General features: G+C 34.7%; 12 protein-coding genes and 1 pseudogene. 9 read left to right on the forward strand and 4 right to left on the reverse strand.

The genetic code is table 11. The annotated features are described in order from the left end of the window. Positions 1 to 36 precede the first annotated feature (36 nt). Positions 37 to 3207 (reverse strand): isoleucine--tRNA ligase, encoded by a 3171-nt coding sequence (ileS, locus tag BBB02_RS01720; protein WP_127463769.1) that lies wholly within the window; start codon positions 3205 to 3207, stop codon positions 37 to 39. A 138-nt stretch (positions 3208 to 3345) separates the two neighbouring features. Between ileS and BBB02_RS01725 the strand changes: the two genes are divergently transcribed. After that, positions 3346 to 3540 (forward strand): hypothetical protein, encoded by a 195-nt coding sequence (locus BBB02_RS01725; protein WP_127463770.1) that lies wholly within the window; start codon positions 3346 to 3348, stop codon positions 3538 to 3540. Between the two features lie 117 nt (positions 3541 to 3657). Here BBB02_RS01725 and miaB read toward each other — a convergent pair whose 3' ends face one another. Continuing rightward, on the reverse strand, positions 3658 to 4980 hold the full coding sequence (gene miaB, locus BBB02_RS01730) for a tRNA (N6-isopentenyl adenosine(37)-C2)-methylthiotransferase MiaB (RefSeq protein WP_127463771.1): 1323 nt from the start codon (positions 4978 to 4980) through the stop codon (positions 3658 to 3660). Between the two features lie 663 nt (positions 4981 to 5643). Here miaB and recJ point away from each other — a divergent pair. After that, positions 5644 to 7383 (forward strand): single-stranded-DNA-specific exonuclease RecJ, encoded by a 1740-nt coding sequence (recJ, locus tag BBB02_RS01740; protein ID WP_127463772.1) that lies wholly within the window; start codon positions 5644 to 5646, stop codon positions 7381 to 7383. Between the two features lie 257 nt (positions 7384 to 7640). Here recJ and BBB02_RS01745 read toward each other — a convergent pair whose 3' ends face one another. Both BBB02_RS01745 and BBB02_RS01750 read right to left on the reverse strand, forming a co-directional pair. Then, positions 7641 to 7829, reverse strand: coding sequence for a hypothetical protein (locus tag BBB02_RS01745; RefSeq protein ID WP_127463773.1), 189 nt, complete (start codon positions 7827 to 7829; stop codon positions 7641 to 7643). Continuing rightward, positions 7810 to 8577 (reverse strand): annotated as a pseudogene (locus BBB02_RS01750) (NADH-quinone oxidoreductase subunit D); the annotation flags it as partial. The pseudogene BBB02_RS01750 and the gene BBB02_RS01745, both read right to left, overlap by 20 nt. A gap of 265 nt (positions 8578 to 8842) precedes the next feature. Here BBB02_RS01750 and BBB02_RS01755 point away from each other — a divergent pair. From BBB02_RS01755 to BBB02_RS01780, 7 genes are all read left to right on the forward strand, one after another. Continuing rightward, entirely contained in the window at positions 8843 to 9367 is a 525-nt protein-coding gene (locus tag BBB02_RS01755; protein WP_127463774.1) for a cytochrome b, read from the forward strand. Positions 9368 to 9372: 5 nt separating this feature from the next. Beyond that, positions 9373 to 10368, forward strand: coding sequence for an NAD(P)H-dependent flavin oxidoreductase (locus BBB02_RS01760; protein WP_127463775.1), 996 nt, complete (start codon positions 9373 to 9375; stop codon positions 10366 to 10368). A 132-nt stretch (positions 10369 to 10500) separates the two neighbouring features. Further along, entirely contained in the window at positions 10501 to 10710 is a 210-nt protein-coding gene (locus tag BBB02_RS06330; RefSeq protein WP_245970158.1) for a hypothetical protein, read from the forward strand. A gap of 35 nt (positions 10711 to 10745) precedes the next feature. Beyond that, the gene (locus BBB02_RS01765) at positions 10746 to 11948 is read left to right on the forward strand and encodes a DUF350 domain-containing protein (RefSeq protein ID WP_245970159.1); all 1203 of its coding nucleotides are present in this window, start codon (positions 10746 to 10748) and stop codon (positions 11946 to 11948) included. 107 nt (positions 11949 to 12055) lie between these two features. Beyond that, positions 12056 to 12424: a hypothetical protein gene (locus BBB02_RS01770; RefSeq protein WP_127464289.1), complete on the forward strand. Its 369-nt coding sequence runs from the start codon at positions 12056 to 12058 to the stop codon at positions 12422 to 12424. A gap of 51 nt (positions 12425 to 12475) precedes the next feature. Beyond that, positions 12476 to 14830: a VirB4 family type IV secretion/conjugal transfer ATPase gene (locus tag BBB02_RS01775; RefSeq protein WP_127463776.1), complete on the forward strand. Its 2355-nt coding sequence runs from the start codon at positions 12476 to 12478 to the stop codon at positions 14828 to 14830. Next, positions 14811 to 17678 carry a hypothetical protein gene (locus tag BBB02_RS01780; RefSeq protein ID WP_127463777.1) on the forward strand — a complete coding sequence of 956 codons (2868 nt, stop codon included), beginning with the start codon at positions 14811 to 14813 and terminating at the stop codon, positions 17676 to 17678. The genes BBB02_RS01775 and BBB02_RS01780 overlap by 20 nt, the downstream gene beginning before the upstream one ends. Positions 17679 to 17851: the final 173 nt, after the last annotated feature.

Consider the following 17851-nt stretch of genomic DNA (forward strand, 5'->3'; position numbering starts at 1 on the left):
CCTACTTAAAGCAATTTAAGTATAGCATAAATATTACTAATTTTGCAACTTTATTAACTTAATACTAACTGTCAAACCTTGGTATTCCTTAGAATAGAAATCGGCCTCGATCTCTTTATTAGTGTCCAAAGATAAGGCAAGGGTCTGCTCTTTTATATATTTATTCCATGTAGTTATTGCTTCCTTAATTTTCTCATCTTCTGCTTTAATTATTACTCTGATTCTATCTGATATATGGAAATCAGCTTGTTTTCTAGTTTCTTGAATAAGCCTCACAACATCTCTCGCGAGTCCTTCTAGAATTAGTTCATCATTGAGCTCAGTACTCAGAACAACAATCCCTTTATTGTTATCAAATACAGAAGAATATTCACTATTTGCTTTTAATAATAGTTCATACTCACCTTTTTCTATAGTATAGCTCTCTGTTTCATCTCCCAGAAATATTTGCTCATTCTCAATTTGTCTCCACTTTTCTTCTTTGACATATTGAACTAGTTTCTTGATTTTATCTGCAACCTTCTTACCAAGTAGCGGAAAATTTAGTTTTAGCTCTAGTGACGCAACTTCTTTCAACTCACTTACTATTTCTAGTTCTTTTACATTCACCTCATCTCTTATTATCTCTTGATATTCATTTTTAAGGAAATCGCAGGAAGACCTATGATAAATGGTCATACTGCCAAGTGGCTGCCTGATGCGCATGTTAAACGTATTTCTGATGGATAATGCAGAGTTACATATCTCTCTTACCAAATCCATCTTGGCAATGAGTTCACTGTCATATCTATCTGATTGTGGAAAATCAGCCAAATGAACAGATGTTTCTTTGTACTCAAGCCCTTGCCATATAGTCTCTGTTATGAGTGGCAACAAAGGAGCTGCAGCTCGAAGCATGTAATAAAAAACTGTGTATAGAACATTATAAGCATCAGTTTTGTCTTGATCTAAATCATTTTTCCAAAAACGCTCACGACTACGACGAATATACCAATTATTTAACACTTCAAAGAAATTCATCAGGGTTTTACAAGCCTCTTGGGAATTATAGTTGTTCATAGAAGCTTGTATACTTTCCACAGCTTCAAAACATTTGGAAATCATGTAGCGATCAATGGTACTTTGATAATCTTTACAAACCTCAGCTCTAATTCCATCTACATTTGCATACATGGTAAAAAAGTGATAACTATTCCAAATAGGTTTTATTACGTCCTTCAGAATATCTCGTATCGATTTTCCTTCTTTGTCGAGTAGTAAATTACCACCGCAAACAATGGAACCAGATAGCATAAGAAAACGCAGCGCATCAGAACCATATTTGTCAAAAACCTCCATTGGATCTGCATAATTATTCAAACGTTTGGATAATTTCTGACCTTTCACATCAAGAACCACACCGTGGCATATGCAATTCTTAAATGGCTCACTATCAAATAAAGCAGTGGAAAGCACAAAAAGCGTATAAAACCATCCTCTTGTTTGTGCTATATATTCAGTGATAAAATCCGCAGGGAAATTACTCTCAAACCACTCTTTATTTTCAAACGGATAGTGAACTTGCGCGAACGGCATCGAGCCAGACTCAAACCAACAATCAAACACATCAGGCACACGACGCATAACTGATTTTCCTGTTGGATCATCAGGATTTGGTCTTATCAAAGTATCGATAAATGGTCTGTGCAAGTCATCTATTTTAACATTAAAATCTCGCTCTAGTTCTTCTATCGAACCATATACATCCACTCTTGGATATTTTGCATCATCTGATTTCCACACAGGAATTGGCGTACCCCAAAATCGATTGCGTGAAATAGACCAGTCGTGCGCTCCTTCAAGCCATTTTCCAAATTGACCATCTCTTATATGATTTGGCATCCAATTAACTCTCTTATTTAGCTCTACCATTCTGCTTTTAAACTTTGTCACAGCAACGTACCAAGAAGGCATAGTGCGATAGATCAAGGGAGTATCAGTTCTCCAGCAGTGAGGATAATTATGAATATGTTGCTCAGTCTTAAACCAACTCCCCTGCTCTTTTAATTTTTTTATTACTGTATCATTGGCATCAAAAACATGAACTCCTGTTAAATCTGAAACTTCTGCAGTAAATTTCCCACCGTTATCAATTGGACAAACAGCTCGAATATCATGGCTTTGGCAAAGGTAAAAATCTTCTTCACCAAATCCAGGAGCAGTGTGCACGACACCAGTGCCGTCTTCTGCTGTAACATAATCAGCACTGAAAACACGGAACGCATTTTTTGTATCTTTAAAGTAATCAAACAGTGGTTTATAGGAAAGACCTGCAAGATCACTCGCTTTAAGTTTTGTATTACAGTTTTCATATTGAATATTGCTTTGTTCACAGTGGCCGACAAATTTCTCTAAATAACTTTCAGCAAAGATGCAGACTTCACCATTTACTAACATTGCACAATACTCAATATCTTTTCCTATTGCCAGTGCAAGGTTACTCGGCAATGTCCAAGGCGTTGTAGTCCAAGCAAGTAATCTACATTTTTGTTTAAATTGCTTTGGATTTTCTAAAAGTTCAAAAGCAACAGTTACAGCTTTGCTAATTTTTTCTCTATATGCATTATCAAGCCTTGTTTCAAAATTAGAGAGTGGAGTTTCGCACGCCCAGCTATAGGGAACAACGCGTATTGATTCATATACCAGACCTTTATCATAAAGCTGCTTAAATGCCCACATGACCGACTCCATGAATGACTTATCCATAGTCTTATAGTCATTATGAAAATCTACCCATCTTGCTTGTCTATTTACATACTTCTCCCATTCTGATGAAAATTTCATTACAGAAGTACGGCAATGATTATTGAATTTTTCAATGCCAAACTTCTCTATCTCAGTTCTGCCAGATATTCTAAGTTCTTTTTCCGCGCCCATCTCAGCCGGTAGCCCATGGCAATCCCAACCAAATCTACGTTCAACTCTTTTTTGCAGCATAGTTTGATATCTTGCAAATGCATCTTTTATAAAACCAGTAAGCAAGTGTCCGTAATGCGGAAGTCCATTTGCAAACGGAGGCCCATCATAAAATACAAAACAATGATCCTTGGAACGTTTCTCAACTGACTGCTCAAAAATTTTATTTTCCTGCCAAAATTTTATGATTTCCTTTTCTAGCAATGAAAAATCAGGACTGCTGCTTGTATCAGGATAATACTTCATATTCATTTTAACTGGATAAAATCAAAGAATATAGAGCTTTCTGGAAAATTACAAATTCAAAAACTCTGTTTCTACAAACATAGATAGGTATTGACATCATTATACAACATATTAATTCATTAGACTTATTTACTTAAGTTAAAGATGAATAAAGACAATAACAGTTGGCCTTATCAGAAATTTCATGATGCTAACAAAAATAATAGTAAAAGCAGCTTTGTTTGGGGATCACTTTCTTATGAATATAATAATTCTGGAAAGATTGAAAAATTACACTATCAGTGGGAAAAGAAAAAAAATCCCGCGAATCTATTTATCAAGTCTCATATGATTGCGTAACAGAGAGCTGTAGTCCTTTAAGGATTAAATCTAGATAGCTTATAAACTTATAAAACACACAAAGTGCTTCTAAATGAGACCATGGGAGTGCTTTTTTCTAATTGACAAACATCACTATTAGTAAGCACATCCCAACAAACTATTTTGCCGAGCTTCCAATATCCTTACATTTACTATTTTATCTTTGTATTTATCGTCAGGATCATCAACGCATACTGATTGCATATATGGGCTTTTACCAATAATTTGATTTTGGTGTTTACCTTTTTTATCACTGAATAGAACAGGAATAGTTTTTCCTATCATACTCTGATTAAATTCAAGTTGTTGCTTGCTAATTAATTCCTGTAAAAAAAGAAGACGCTCTGTTTTAACCTCTTCTGGTACTTGATCTTTTCTTTCCGCCCCTGGCGTTCCTGGCCTTGGGCTATATTTAAAACTATAAGCCTGAGCGTACTTTACTTTTTCTACTAACTTCATAGTTTCCTCAAAATCTTTTTCAGTTTCTCCAGGAAAACCAACAATAAAATCAGAAGAAAATTCGATTTCAGGTTTCAATTTGCGAAATCTGTCTATTATTTCCAAATACTCCTCTGCAGTGTGTTTCCTGTTCATTGCATGCAATATTTTATTTGAACCTGACTGCACAGGTAGGTGAACAAACGGCATGAGTTTTGATTCCTCCGCATGTACCAAGTAGAGAGATTCGTGCATATCTCTTGGATGAGAAGTTGTGTAGCGGATTCTTTCTAGCTTTTCAATTTTAGCAATGTGACTAATTAATTTTCCTAAATCCCACACTTCTCCTTCACACTCCCCATGATAAGCATTGACATTCTGACCAAGCAAAGTAATTTCCCTTGCTCCACTTGCAACTAACTTTAATGTTTCACGGAATATTTCATTTACTGATCGTGAATACTCAGCCCCGCGAGTGTAAGGCACCACACAAAACGTACAAAATTTATCACAACCTTCTTGTATAGCAAGAAACGCAGAAGACCCTTGATTACTACCATAACATTCATCCGGCAATTTATCGAATTTTGCAACTTCTGGAAAATCAGTGTTTATTACATGACCTTTACTTCTACTTGCTTTGACTATCAGCTCCGGTAAAGCAGCGACACTCTGTGGACCAACAACAATATCAACAAAAGGAGCTCTTTTGAACACTTCTTCTCCCTCTGCTTGCGCTACACATCCAGCCACCACTATGGTCATTTCTTTATTTTTTTGTGATGAATGAATCCTTCCAAGCTCTGAGTAAAGCTTTTCTGCTGCCTTCTCTCTAATATGACAAGTATTTAATATCACCAAATCAGCTTTTTCTGCATCACTTACAACACTGAACCCTAGAGGCTTAACTATATTCTCCATTAAAACAGAGTCATAAACGTTCATCTGACAGCCGTAAGTTTTAATGTATAGGCCTTTCATATTTAAAATTCTTCACACAAATTCTAGCAAATTATACGAAAAACTGGATTCTAGTACAACAGCCAATAAAGATTGCTTGACAAACCTTCTCGCTTTCCTTATTATAACAGCAGAGATATTTTAAGAGCTCAAAATCTATCTTCGTCTGCAGACTTTTCAGTCAATTTTTCAACAAAAAACGTATTCTTCAGCACACGTTCAAATTCTGTTGTATGTGCGCTGCATTTTTTTCTAATCTTCAGGAGGATTTTATGTCTAGAATTCCAGATACTTAACTTTTATTTTTAAGTTAAAAAAAACAATAGGCGCCTATTGTTTTTATAAAAAAGTGTAAAAAATAGAAATACTTTAAAGAATATAAAATAAAGGTAGAAAAGGTTCGAGTAATTAAAAACCATTTCCAGGCATAAATTTGCCATGCATACCTAAAAAGTAATTACACTAATATAATATTCACACTTATATGCTAATATAGATATAATACTAATTAAAGAGCACGTTATACAAGAAGAAGTATCAGATTTTGTAGATGCTCTTTGTCAAAATAAATGTGATTTCTTTCAGGTAACACCTCCTATATCTTTCTTTAGGTTATACAGAAGTCTAACACAATTATAGAACAAGCTTAAAAGTTCTGGTAAAGTAGTTTTATTTATAAAGAGTATGCTACTTGATATTGAAAAACGCAGCATAACAAATGCACTGTGGAAGTTACAAGAAGCAGATCAAAGGGAGATTTTAACTCTTATACAGAGATTTGAGTTGCCAGAAATATTAGCAAGAATATTAGTTAGTCGTGGTGTTAACATAGAAAATGCACATGACTTCTTACATCCACTAATCAGATCACTATTACCAGATCCCTTTCACCTCCTTGATATGGACAAAGCTGTTTCTCGCATAATAAAAGCAATAAACAATAATGAAAATATTGCAATATTTGGTGACTATGATGTTGATGGCGCAACGTCATCAGCATTGATTAATAGGTATTTAAGAACGATTGGAACACACTCTATAATCTATATTCCAGATCGTGTTGATGAGGGCTATGGATTAAACGTAGATGCTTTATTACAACTTAAAAAGAACGGAATTGATTTATGTATTTCTGTTGATTGTGGTACGCTTGCATATCAACCAATAGAAGAGGCAAGGGTTTTTGGACTTGATATTATAGTTGTCGATCATCACCTTGGTACAGAAAAGTTACCAAACGCTGTAGCAGTTGTTAATCCCAACCGCCTTGATGAAAGCTCTCCTTATACTAACCTTGCAGCAGTTGGAGTGTCATTTCTGCTAATTGTTGCCCTTAACAGAAGCTTACGTGAGCAAGGATTTTTTACCTACAAAAAAGAACCAGATTTATTTGATCTACTGGATTTGGTTGCTCTTGGAACTGTTTGCGATGTTATGCAAATTATAGGCCTAAATAGAGCATTTGTTTTGCAAGGATTAAAAGTTATGTCAGCAAGGAAAAACGTTGGCTTGCGTGTTTTGTTTGATGCTTTGGGAATCCTTGAAAAACCAAGTGTTTCAAGATTAGGGTTTAGTATTGGGCCATGTATAAATGCCGGAGGAAGAATTGGAGAAGCATCGCTCGGTGCAAGGTTGCTTTCCACTGATAATGAAGAAGAGGCGCATTCAATCGCGCTAAAATTAATAGATTTGAATAATGCAAGAAAAATGCTAGAAAATGAGGCTATTTTGGAAGCTACAACACAAGCGGAAAATTTTGCCCACTTAGGTGTAAATTTTATAATGGTAAGTGGTAATTGGCACCAGGGAATAATTGGTATCATTGCATCAAGACTAAAAGAGCAGTTTCACTTACCAACAATAGTGATATCTTTAAACAATGGAATAGGAAAAGCAAGCTGCAGGTCAATTTCTGGAGTAGATATTGGTGCCGCGGTTCTTTATGCAAAATTCACCAACCTAATCATTGAAGGTGGTGGTCACAGTATGGCAGCGGGATTTTCGATTAAGGAAGACAAAATAAGTGATCTACATGATTTTTTTACTGAAAGATTTGTAAACTCTACAAATGACAAAATCATAAAAGCCGATGGCATAGTAACAGCTAAAGCAATAAACTTATCCCTGTGGAATCAATTGCAACGCTTAGAGCCATTTGGTGTTGGCAATCCTGAACCGAGATTCATCATTCAGGGGACAAAGATAAGAAAGCCGGAAGTTATAGGAGTTGATCATATAAAATGTTTTATTGCTGATGATAATGCTATGGTAAAAGCTATTGCGTTTCGCTCTGCAAATACTGAGCTTGGCTCTGCTATCATGCAGGGTAATGTTAAAGCCATTTTGGGTAAAATCTCTATGAATTACTGGAATGGCAATGAATTTGTGCAGTTTTTAATAGAAGATGTGCTAACACGTAATTAACATATCTCACAAGCAAATCCTGTTACTAAGCATCTTAACGTCCAAGGTGTTCATCGTAAAAGCTAAAAATCATGGACGATGAATTCATAGGAAAAATTAGTGAAAATGGACCTATCTTAGCTTTTTTTTGATAAGCTCCTATGAGCAGAGCTAACATAAAAAATGCTTGTCAGCTTTGCTCATTTTTTCTATCCTTTAACCTTTTGTAAATCTATAAAGTTTAACTCAAGGTAACATCAAGTTTAGAAGTCTTTCTATTAAATGAAATAAGTTTCAAGGATCTGTTCTGCCCACTCTAATGTTTCATGAGTTCCGCTATACATTTTAGAAAATTTATCCACTATATTTTTAAATTCAGGATTTTGTGTACAAGAATGCTCTTCAATATCACGAAGTATTTCTTTTTCTAGATCATAGTTTATTTTATCTTGAATAACAGTCACCATTTTGACCGATAGGTATATCAAAATCTAGCTGATCATATATCTCATATGGCTGGCTTTTTCGCAAGTCCCAAGCAAGACCAGCAGCACGCAGCATTGGTCCACTAAAGCCCCAATCAAGCGTCTGTTTTATTGATATTTCACTAATTCCTACAGTTCGTTGCTTCCATATCCTATTTTCTGTCAGAAGACCATCAACATCATCTATATACTTTGGAAATTGCTCTATAAATTTTGCAATATCCTCAATCAAACCTTCTGGAATATCTGCTGCAACTCCACCTGGCCTTATATAAGCTGCGTGAAATCTTGCACCTGAGGCCCTTTCATAGAACTCGAGTATTTTTTCTCTCTCTTCAAAAAGCCATAAAAGAGGAGTCATTGCCCCAACATCAAGCGCTTGGGAAGATATATTGAGTAAATGATTTAGTATTCTTGTCAGCTCACAAAATAGAACACGCAAATATTTTGCCCTAATCGGAACTTCGCACTGCAATAATTTCTCTACACATAACGAATATGCATGCTCTTGTGACATTGGTGACACATAATCAAGGCGGTCAAAGTAAGGCAGAGCTTGAAGATAAGTTTTATGTTCTATCAATTTTTCAGTGCCGCGATGCAAAAGCCCAATATGAGGATCTGCCCTCTCGATCACCTCACCATCCATCTCTAAAACAAGACGTAATACCCCATGTGCAGCTGGATGCTGCGGTCCAAAGTTTAACATCATTGTCTTTAGATCAGGCATGCTTGGTAGTTTAAGGTATTGGAACTTTATAGGGTAAAATGTGCTTAAAGTCAATAGGCTTCTTGTACAAGCTATAACTCATCGTTACAATAGAAAAAACTCTCAAAAACTTCACCACTTCTTCATAATCTGATAGACAATGTTTATGTGTCACATACAATTATTGCACTTATGTTGATCAAGGCAGCGAAATTATGTATAGATAATTTTGATTGAGAAATAGTTTTTCTACTATATAAATTCTACTTTAGAGTAATCAAAATTAATGAAAAACAATAAATATAATTTAGGCTTAAGGATCATTCATTGGTTAATGTCTGCTCTTATTATTGGTATGCTTTATTCTGGCATGTATATGAAAAGTTTGCCAATTAGCAATGAAATTAAATTCAGTATATACGCTATTCATAAGGCTTGCGGTATCACCGTTCTTGGATTAATTATAGTACGCATATTTTTTCGTGTCTTTACTTACATTCCGCCATTACCAGCCAATTTTTCTCGGTTCGTAATCAATGCGAGCAAAACGATACACTTTTGTTTATATGCTTTGATGGTGCTAATACCGCTATCTGGTTATGTCATGTCTTCTGCTTCTAGTAAAGAGATCAAATATTTTGTTCATATCCCTCCTTTATTAATTAACCATAATGAAGATCTAGCTAGTGCAGCTAATCAGTTACACTCGATACTTGCGTATTTTATGGTACTCTTTATAATCTTACATATAATTGGCGCTTTGAAACATACATTCATAGATAAACAAAATATTTTTAAACGTATGATATAGGTTATATGTTGAGCAGGCTTTGGAAGAAAGGAACGAATTTTCTCGGTAGTGAGTTTGCAATAATGGGTGGTGCTATGAGCTGGGTTTCGGAAAGAAATTTGGTTTCAGCAATCTCAAATGCTGGTGGATTTGGCGTAATTGCATGTGGTGCAATGTCTCCAGACTTACTGAAGAAAGAAATCATAGAAACACAAAAATTAACTCATAAGCCATTTGGTGTAAACCTAATCACTATGCACCCAAATTTGAGTGAGTTAATAGATATATGCATTGAAACAAAAGTAAGCCACATAGTTCTCGCTGGCGGGTTACCAAAAAAGCCTAATATAGAAAAAATCAAGAATGCGGGTATTAAAGTTATGTGCTTTACACCAGCATTAAGCCTTGCGGAAAGGTTAGTAAAAATGGGAGTAGATGCATTAATAATAGAAGGAATGGAAGCAGGTGGGCACATAGGTCCAGTTAGCACTTCTGTTCTCGCACAAGAGATATTGCCTCATTTTAAAAATGAACAAATACCAGTGTTTGTCGCAGGTGGAATAGGAAGAGGCGAAATGATAGTGAAATATCTAGAAATGGGAGCAAGTGGCTGTCAAATAGGTACATTATTTGTCTGCACAAATGAGTCAATTGCCCACAAAAATTTTAAAGAAGTGTTTATCAAATCAGCTGCGCGTAATGCAGTATCTTCTGTGCAGATCAGTGCTGATTTTCCTGTAATTCCAGTAAGAGCTATAGCTAACAAAGCAAATGACGACTTTATGAAGCATCAAAGAGACATTATCGATAAATATCAAAATGGACAGATCTCAAAAGAAAATGGGCAGCTTGAAATAGAAAAGTTCTGGGCTGGAGCTTTAAGAAGGGCAGTAATTGATGGAGATGTTGAAACAGGATCTTTAATGGCTGGTCAAAGTGTTGGCATGGTTGATAGAGAAAAGCCTGTAAAAGAAGTAATAGATATGCTAGTTCAACAGGCAAGCAATTATGTTGAAATGTAAAATCAGTAATCAGCAAAGAAAATAGTTAGCAAATTGCTATAATTATCCGTAATAAGGCATAACTGCCCAGTTTTAATGTAAAATTAACGCTAAAGAGGTATTCATACATTTTATTTGTATGAGAGGAATGTTATGCTTTATTCATCATATGAGGAAAGAGTGCTATTTGATAGCGCAGTAGGAAACAATACTTACTCATCTACTAGCGATCCTATCAGAAGTTCACAAATCTCAGATAAGAGAAAGGAGAAAACAGGGAATTCTTCAGCATCAGAAACGAAAGAGTTGTACGAAATTATACACAAAAAGGTCACAAAAAAAAACATAATCATGAAAATCTAAAAAAGGGAGATGGAACTATCACAAAATGCATAGAGTTGTTCAACAAAGGAGCTGATCCTAAAGTATTAATTAAATTAGAAAAATTACTGAGAGAGCAAGAAGAATATCAAAAATACTATAATTATTACACCGAGAAATTTCTTCTAGCATTGGAAAAAGAAGTAATGGGATCAGAGGTCGGACTTCCAGTATTTAAGAATGAAATAGAACAATCACAAGGATCACCAACAAGAAGAGAAAAAATATTAGGAATAATTTCAAGGATTATTAATAAAAGTAGTGACAAAAATCATTCTAGTAGCGTTATTCAAAATCAAAAAGATAGACAAGGTAATGCTATGGAACTATTTAACAAACAAAGTCTTTCTGGTGAAGTTGAAATTCCCAAAAATTCAGGTATTAATCCTCTGGAAAAGGATTCTTTAGCTAAGGGTGTAAGTGGAAAAGGAACCCCTGGAATATATAATACCTTGAGAAGTTCAGGTCATTATAATGCTTCAACAATTCTTACATCAAAACAATCGCAAGAAAGAAAGAAGATCACACAATCACAATTGAATAGTCAATCTGATCTTTCGATTGATAGTAAAGATTTAAAAAGTGAAAAGCCTAATATAACTGTGAATGCTGTAGAAGTGCCAAGCGATGAAAATACTTCTAAACTCAGTAGTAGTAGTGATTTAGATAGTGGAATAAATTCATCTGGCTTGGCATCAAGTAGCAGAAGGAGCAGCTTAACTTCAGTAACAAGCATTTCATCTGAGGAAAGTGTACACTTAAAATTAAACCCTGCTGAGGAAGATAATGGTTTGCAACTAGAAGATGAAGGAAAAACAAAATTAGCACATCCGAACAAAACAAGGCCCAAAGGACCAAGCGGAAGAAGATCCCCTTCTAAATATTATAAGAAGATTGAAGAAGGGCTAGCACCTCATTGTGTGATCTCAGTGACAGGCAATAAGGTAAAAGATACAATGCAATCCAATAATTATGAAAATAATAGTAAAATCAAAAACAAAAATCTTCACGTCGTACTTGTAACAAGTTCTGCTCTCTTAGCAATAGGGTGCATTGTTGCAGGAGTAATGACATCAGGATTAGTAGGAGCAGGACTGTTTGTGGTGGCTGCAGTGTTTGCTACAGCAGCTGCTGCTGAATTGTGTTCAAACTTTCTGTCAAGTAAATTGATATCCATTAGTGTGAGTCCTCTTGTTGATAATAAAGGGCTAACACAGTGATAAAAATTAAATATGAGTTACTTATGGTGAGCAAGTGAATTCGGTTCTTGCCTATTGATGTAAAAATTGTTACAGTTAAGGAGTATCTTAAAGGTATTTAGCTGATGATGCATATTCAATTGGGTAGAGTTTTTGCTATTGTAGCTCTGTTAAGTTTTATCTTCATGTCATGTTCTAGCAAAGCAAGTGATGAATTGAAAAATATACCAGGAACGTTGAAAGAACTTATTTCTTCATTTTCAGTTAAAGATACTGTAGAAAATATAAGTCCCTCAACAATTATAGGTTTATGTATAGTAGCTACAGTGATATTTGCAGTAGTGTTCAGAGGTCTAATTTTCTTCATGATGCTGTTTGGTGTACTGATCATGATGTATGGAAGCATAGAAAAGGCAACAGACTACCTGAAAGAAAAATTCAACTTTGCAAAGGACATACAGTTACAATCCAATAACAAAAAAGAAGATAAGGATTAAGTAAGATAGATGATTCTTTATTATCTTTTTATTGAATACGCATGATATTGTATGCAACCAAAAGTACCAGCCACTAGCTCTAATTCTGAAAAAAAGAACAATTTAGCGTTACTAGAAAGTATTAATTTAGATTTTATCCCTTATGCTTGCCACTACGATGAAGAAACTATACTAACAAAACAGGGGGAATTGTTAAAAATAATCAAGTTAGAAGACTATTCTTCAGTTGATAACTATGGTGATCTTAGAACTGAAATTAGAAAAAGTATATCAAAAAATATCCAGAGTTTATATTTTACAGTTTGGATTTACACTGTCCGTAAGCGCAATAAACTGAGCTTACAGTGGAATAAAACTGCAGACTTTTCCGATCAGCTACACTCAACGTGGTTTAATAAACTAGTTGATAGTAAACTACAGTATATAAATGAGCTGTACATTGTGGTGTTACTCAGTGATTTTGGCAAACATATTAATAATGCATTTTTTTTTGGCAGGATAAAGAGTAGGCACAAGTTGTTTTTACAAAAAAATCATCAAGAATTGCAAAAAATAACTGACCTGATTCAAAAAGATTTAGAACCTTTTGGAGCTAAAAAACTGGGCCTTAGGTCTAGTGAAGGCAAAATATATTCTCAAATGATGGAATTTCTCCATTACATTATTACATTAACGCACAAAGATTATCCAATATGTGAAAGGGATCTATCGCAGCATGTTAAAAATTTAAAAGTAGCTTTTGGTTTCAATAAATTTCAAACATCGTTTGAAGGTCAACAGAAGTTTGGTTCTATTTTTTGCATAAAGGAATATCGAGAAATCCCCTTAGAAAATATAGATAGGTGTTTGCAACTTGACTCTGAGCTTATCATCACAGAGATAATAATATTTACTAGTAATAATAAAGCAGTAAAAGAATTTAAAAAACAAATTAATATACTGCAAATCAGTGAGGACAATAGCTTACTTCAAAACTCAGGAATAAATGAAATAATAGAGCTTGAAAAAATTTCTGCTATGGATTTTTGTCAACAGAAAATTATTGTTACAATCTTTGCAGATGATAAGAATAGGTTAGCTAAAAATATCAGCGATTTATCCTCTGTAATGTCGTTAATCGGGTTGATGATGTTTAGAACTGATCTGCACATGGAAAATCATTTTTGGGCACAGCTTCCTGGAAACTTTGCTTTTGTTACACAACCAAAAAATATATTAGAAAAATATGCTTGCAGCTTTGCTATGTTGCATGATTTTACATCAGGTACGTTAAAAGGAGGAAGATGGAAAGAAGCAGTAACAGTTTTTTTTTCAAAAAAAGGCAGTCCTTACTTTTTTAACTTTCATGGAAAGAAAAATAATGGTCATACCACAATACTTGGAGCTCCAAATTCAGGTAGAACCTCACTGATCAATTTCTTACTTTCGGAATCAAGAAAATTTAACCCTAGGATTGTTATATTGGATAATACTGGAAAATCAATAATATTTACTAAAGCAGTAAGCGGCCAATATTACATAATTGATCCAAAATATAAAGATAAAAGTCTAAAGTTTAACCCACTGAACATTGAAGATAGTGCTTCTAATCGCAATATGCTTGTTGAATTGATCAAAAGGATGGTTGCAGATGCAAGTTTGGTAGACGTAGAAGAAAAGACAAAAAAAATTGTAGATTCTATATTTGCTATACCAAGAGAATCGCGATCTATTTCTCAAATTTCTGAAGTGCTTTTACTCCTTGGAGGCAAAATAAGTAAATGGTGTGGTGAAGGTGAATTTGCTTACTTATTCCAAGATGGTGATGAGTCAGATATTGACTGGGAAACAAAAATCATATCTCTCAATACTGCAAACCTCACTAAGCAAAAAGAATGTATGTCCGTGATACTTTGCTATTTCTTATACTCTTTCGAAGCAAAATGTGATGGCTCACCTGCAATACTTGTTTTGGATGAAGCATGGGAGATAAGTAATATTTTTCCTACAGAGGGAGAGTTTGACAACTGGATGCAAAGAATGACAAAGTTAAATGTTGTAGTAATTCTAAGTACTGAAAACTTAAACCTAGCATTTGCTAGCAAGTTTACTCAATATTTAGATAAGCATGTCGATACCAGGATTCTGATGCCGAACATCAATGCAAACAGATTATACATGAAGGCATTTTCTCTGTCGAAAGAGGAACTGAATGTCATTTTGCAAACACCAACACAGGAAGGTTTATTTTTGATCAAGCAATACAAAGGTTTAGTAACTTTAAATCTAGATTTGAAAAATATGAAAGAAATACATGTACTTTCAGCTAATAAAGAGACTATAAAGTATATGTATGAGGCGATGAAGGAAAAAGGCGAAAAAGTGAGTAAGTGGTTACCGGTGTTCTATGAAAAATGTAAAGCTTAATTTTTTATTGATATTCTCCTTGATATTTTGTCTTTCTTACCAAGGATATGCTGATTGTCCAACATTTGTAAAAAGTAATACTGAAATTGAAGCTGCAGGAAGTAAAGCAGGAAAAGGTATTGCAAATTTTTTTAAAGGCAAGTGGAGCGATTTAGACTTTGACGAAAAATTATTGCAATTTATTAAAGTTACAGCAGTAAATAATCAGGGACCAGAAGGTTACTTCGATCCAAAGATTAAGGTCTGCGATTACGAAGGAAACGACAACTGTTATATATTATCCAGTGGAACATCCTGCCGCCAGATATATGGAACGCAGAGTACAGGAGCTGGAGTTTCTGCAGCAGCTTTTATCGATTGGGAAGGGGATAAAATTCTGAATGATGGAAAGATTCATGGACAGATGACACAGGGTCTTGAGTGGGAATGGGCAGATGGTGTTACTGATGAAGAAAAAGTAAAATTTGCTAATTCTCCTAAGATATGTGCTTGTAGCCAAAAGGGTGCTTGCATGTCAGGAATTTCTTCATGGGGTTCTAGAGTTTTTTCAGGAGAAAATATTTTCCGTCCAGGGAATATGGAAAACGTTTGCGACACTTGTTCATGGAACGGAAGGAAACAAAAGGTAAAATGTGCCCCTGTGCAACTTGCACCTGGCCCACCTCCATTTTGTGAACAACTTGCAATGTCACCACCGCAAGTTAGAATTGTTCCTATAAGAAACCAAGATAATGATTACTTTCATCCAAGAGTTGGAGTCATTATTGGTGAGCTGAAGAAAAGAAGGGAGATATATGTTCCATCTGCTGTTTCAAATCACAAGAATATTCCAAGTTGGACATATCCTATTCCAGATAAAGATACTACCCATTATTTCAAAACCTATAGAAAGAAAGATCAGCTCTGCGCTGAATATTATGGTACTGAAAAAGAAGAATCAAAAAGAAAATTACAATTTCCTGCCCGTTGTTTTCCATCACCAACTGCTCCAAAGCCTGAGGAAATAAAGGTAGTAAATGAAAATACGCTAGAGGTAAAAATGAAGATGAGTGAGAACGCTTGTACTTATGACGCACGTGGAACTCACAGTAATGGCATCTGTACTTTTTATGTTAATAAAAATTCTCCTACATACATTGGCCATCTGCCTTTAATAGTAGTAAAGCCAGCAATAGTAGAAAAAACAACTAATAGCGGTAATAGAAAAAGTGATATCGATAACATAATAGAAGGTGTATTAAAAAATAATTCGCAATTTGAAGTTCTAGAAAAATATGGGTGTGTTCCCGATATCGAAGCAGAATGTAAAGAGCTTCAGAATGGTAAGTGCAAACTAGATGACTCAAGATATCCAAAAGTAGAAGTAAAATATAAAGAAAATCCTAAAAGTAAAATGTTATGCCTTTCTGGTTGGCAGCCAGAACCGGAGGAATTCGTTCTTGAAAAAGGAAGTGAGCTAATATCGCTAAAATCAATGGGGGCAAGATACAATAAATACAATACTGTTTATTCAAAGGAGTCTAATCAGCTTTATTATTTTCCCTGTAACGAAACAATTGAGGTTTTAGCAAAGCCACAAGATGCACTGAATGAAATAATATTCAATAAAAAAGGATATATTTCCATTCCTGCTGAAAATAAGTCTAGAGATAATTGCACGACGAAAGAGGATAAAGAGATAGACACAAAACAAAATTGTAACACATGCAAGATAGTATATAAATTGATAGATGGGGAACATAAAGAAAAATGTAAGCAAGGTGATGATGGTTGTCTCTGCTTTGATGGAGTATGTAGTCGCTCAACACAGTATGAAGATAAGAATGATAAACTATTTTACTTAAGATATGAGGAAGTGGATTGCAAGGATAAAGATGGTAAAACAGTAAAAAACGAGAAAGGTGAAATACAAAAGTGCACACAATTAAAAAATCAACCGATTAAAGCAAATAGAACAGAAGTCTTTTATGCTGATAAATTGTGTAGATTCGATTTAGAGGGTTTAAAAAAGAGATTGCGTGAAATAATAGTAACGCAATTGAGAAATAAGAAGCAGGAGTTTGAAAGGAGTAATAAAGAGTCTTATGAGCTTGGAGATGGCTACACAGATGACTTATCGATGTATGATTACGTTGAAATAGAAGCATGGGGAGGTGGTGAAGCTGGTCATATAGATGGTAAAGCTCAGTCTACAGAAAATAGACCAGGAATGCCAGGTGATTACATTAAAGCTAAACTAAAAATCAACCCCGATTATCCCTACATTAAAGTAAAAGTAACAGAAGGTGGTGGTGGGCAAGAAGATTATAAATCTAACAAAGATGGGGGACCAACTTTAATAAAAATGTGCAGAGACCTTTCAGAAACAATTTGTAAAGATTTAATTACTGTTGCAGGTGGAGGTACATACAGAACCTATGGGGGAAAGAATTACAAAGATACAATAATTCATGAGCAAAATTTAAAGCTAGAAGAAGAAGTTGTAAAAGGAGATAAGTTAGACTCTAGAGAGGATAATGAAATAGCATACATAAGGAATGGTAAGATTGGGTATGAAAATGTAAAAAAATGTAGTAGAAGCCATGTGAATAAAAAATACGGTGCTGGCGGTTGTATCAATCAAAACACAGGGACTTATAGTAAAGGTGCTCCTGGTTATGTGAAGATTAAACCTATGTTTGAGAAAATTAATAAAGGAAGAGTAAAAAAAATAGATGATGCTATTGAAAAAATGATACAAAATCCAGATGACATCACAGGTATTGATGATTCCTTAATAAATAAACTTGATCAAAAGATTATTGATACAATTAAAGAAGAAATTAGAAAAGAATTGCTAGGGTTATAGTCAAGGGACCTTGAGGGTTGCAAATGGGGTAAAGTTGAATTTACATCACTGAGAGTATCTGTTCAGATGCATGTGAAAACAGTGTTGTTTCTTTTCTTGTATCTCAGTTCCCATAATTTCATCCCAGTGCATAACGCACAGCTGTACAGAACATTGAAGATGTCATTACAGTG

This window comes from Wolbachia endosymbiont of Bemisia tabaci (genome assembly GCF_003999585.1).
GTDB lineage: Bacteria > Pseudomonadota > Alphaproteobacteria > Rickettsiales > Anaplasmataceae > Wolbachia.

Bases quoted from the DNA above. Each gene is read 5' to 3' on its own strand.
- recJ (WP_127463772.1), top strand. From the start codon at position 5,644: ATGCTACTTGATATTGAAAAACGCAGCATAACAAATGCACTGTGGAAG.
- BBB02_RS01775 (WP_127463776.1), top strand. From the start codon at position 12,476: ATGCAACCAAAAGTACCAGCCACTAGCTCTAATTCTGAAAAAAAGAAC.
- miaB (WP_127463771.1), bottom strand. From the start codon at position 4,980: ATGAAAGGCCTATACATTAAAACTTACGGCTGTCAGATGAACGTTTAT.
- ileS (WP_127463769.1), bottom strand. From the start codon at position 3,207: ATGAATATGAAGTATTATCCTGATACAAGCAGCAGTCCTGATTTTTCA.
- BBB02_RS06330 (WP_245970158.1), top strand. From the start codon at position 10,501: ATGCTTTATTCATCATATGAGGAAAGAGTGCTATTTGATAGCGCAGTA.
- BBB02_RS01780 (WP_127463777.1), top strand. From the start codon at position 14,811: ATGAAAAATGTAAAGCTTAATTTTTTATTGATATTCTCCTTGATATTT.
- BBB02_RS01760 (WP_127463775.1), top strand. From the start codon at position 9,373: ATGTTGAGCAGGCTTTGGAAGAAAGGAACGAATTTTCTCGGTAGTGAG.
- BBB02_RS01755 (WP_127463774.1), top strand. From the start codon at position 8,843: ATGAAAAACAATAAATATAATTTAGGCTTAAGGATCATTCATTGGTTA.
- BBB02_RS01745 (WP_127463773.1), bottom strand. From the start codon at position 7,829: ATGGTGACTGTTATTCAAGATAAAATAAACTATGATCTAGAAAAAGAA.
- BBB02_RS01725 (WP_127463770.1), top strand. From the start codon at position 3,346: ATGAATAAAGACAATAACAGTTGGCCTTATCAGAAATTTCATGATGCT.
- BBB02_RS01770 (WP_127464289.1), top strand. From the start codon at position 12,056: ATGCATATTCAATTGGGTAGAGTTTTTGCTATTGTAGCTCTGTTAAGT.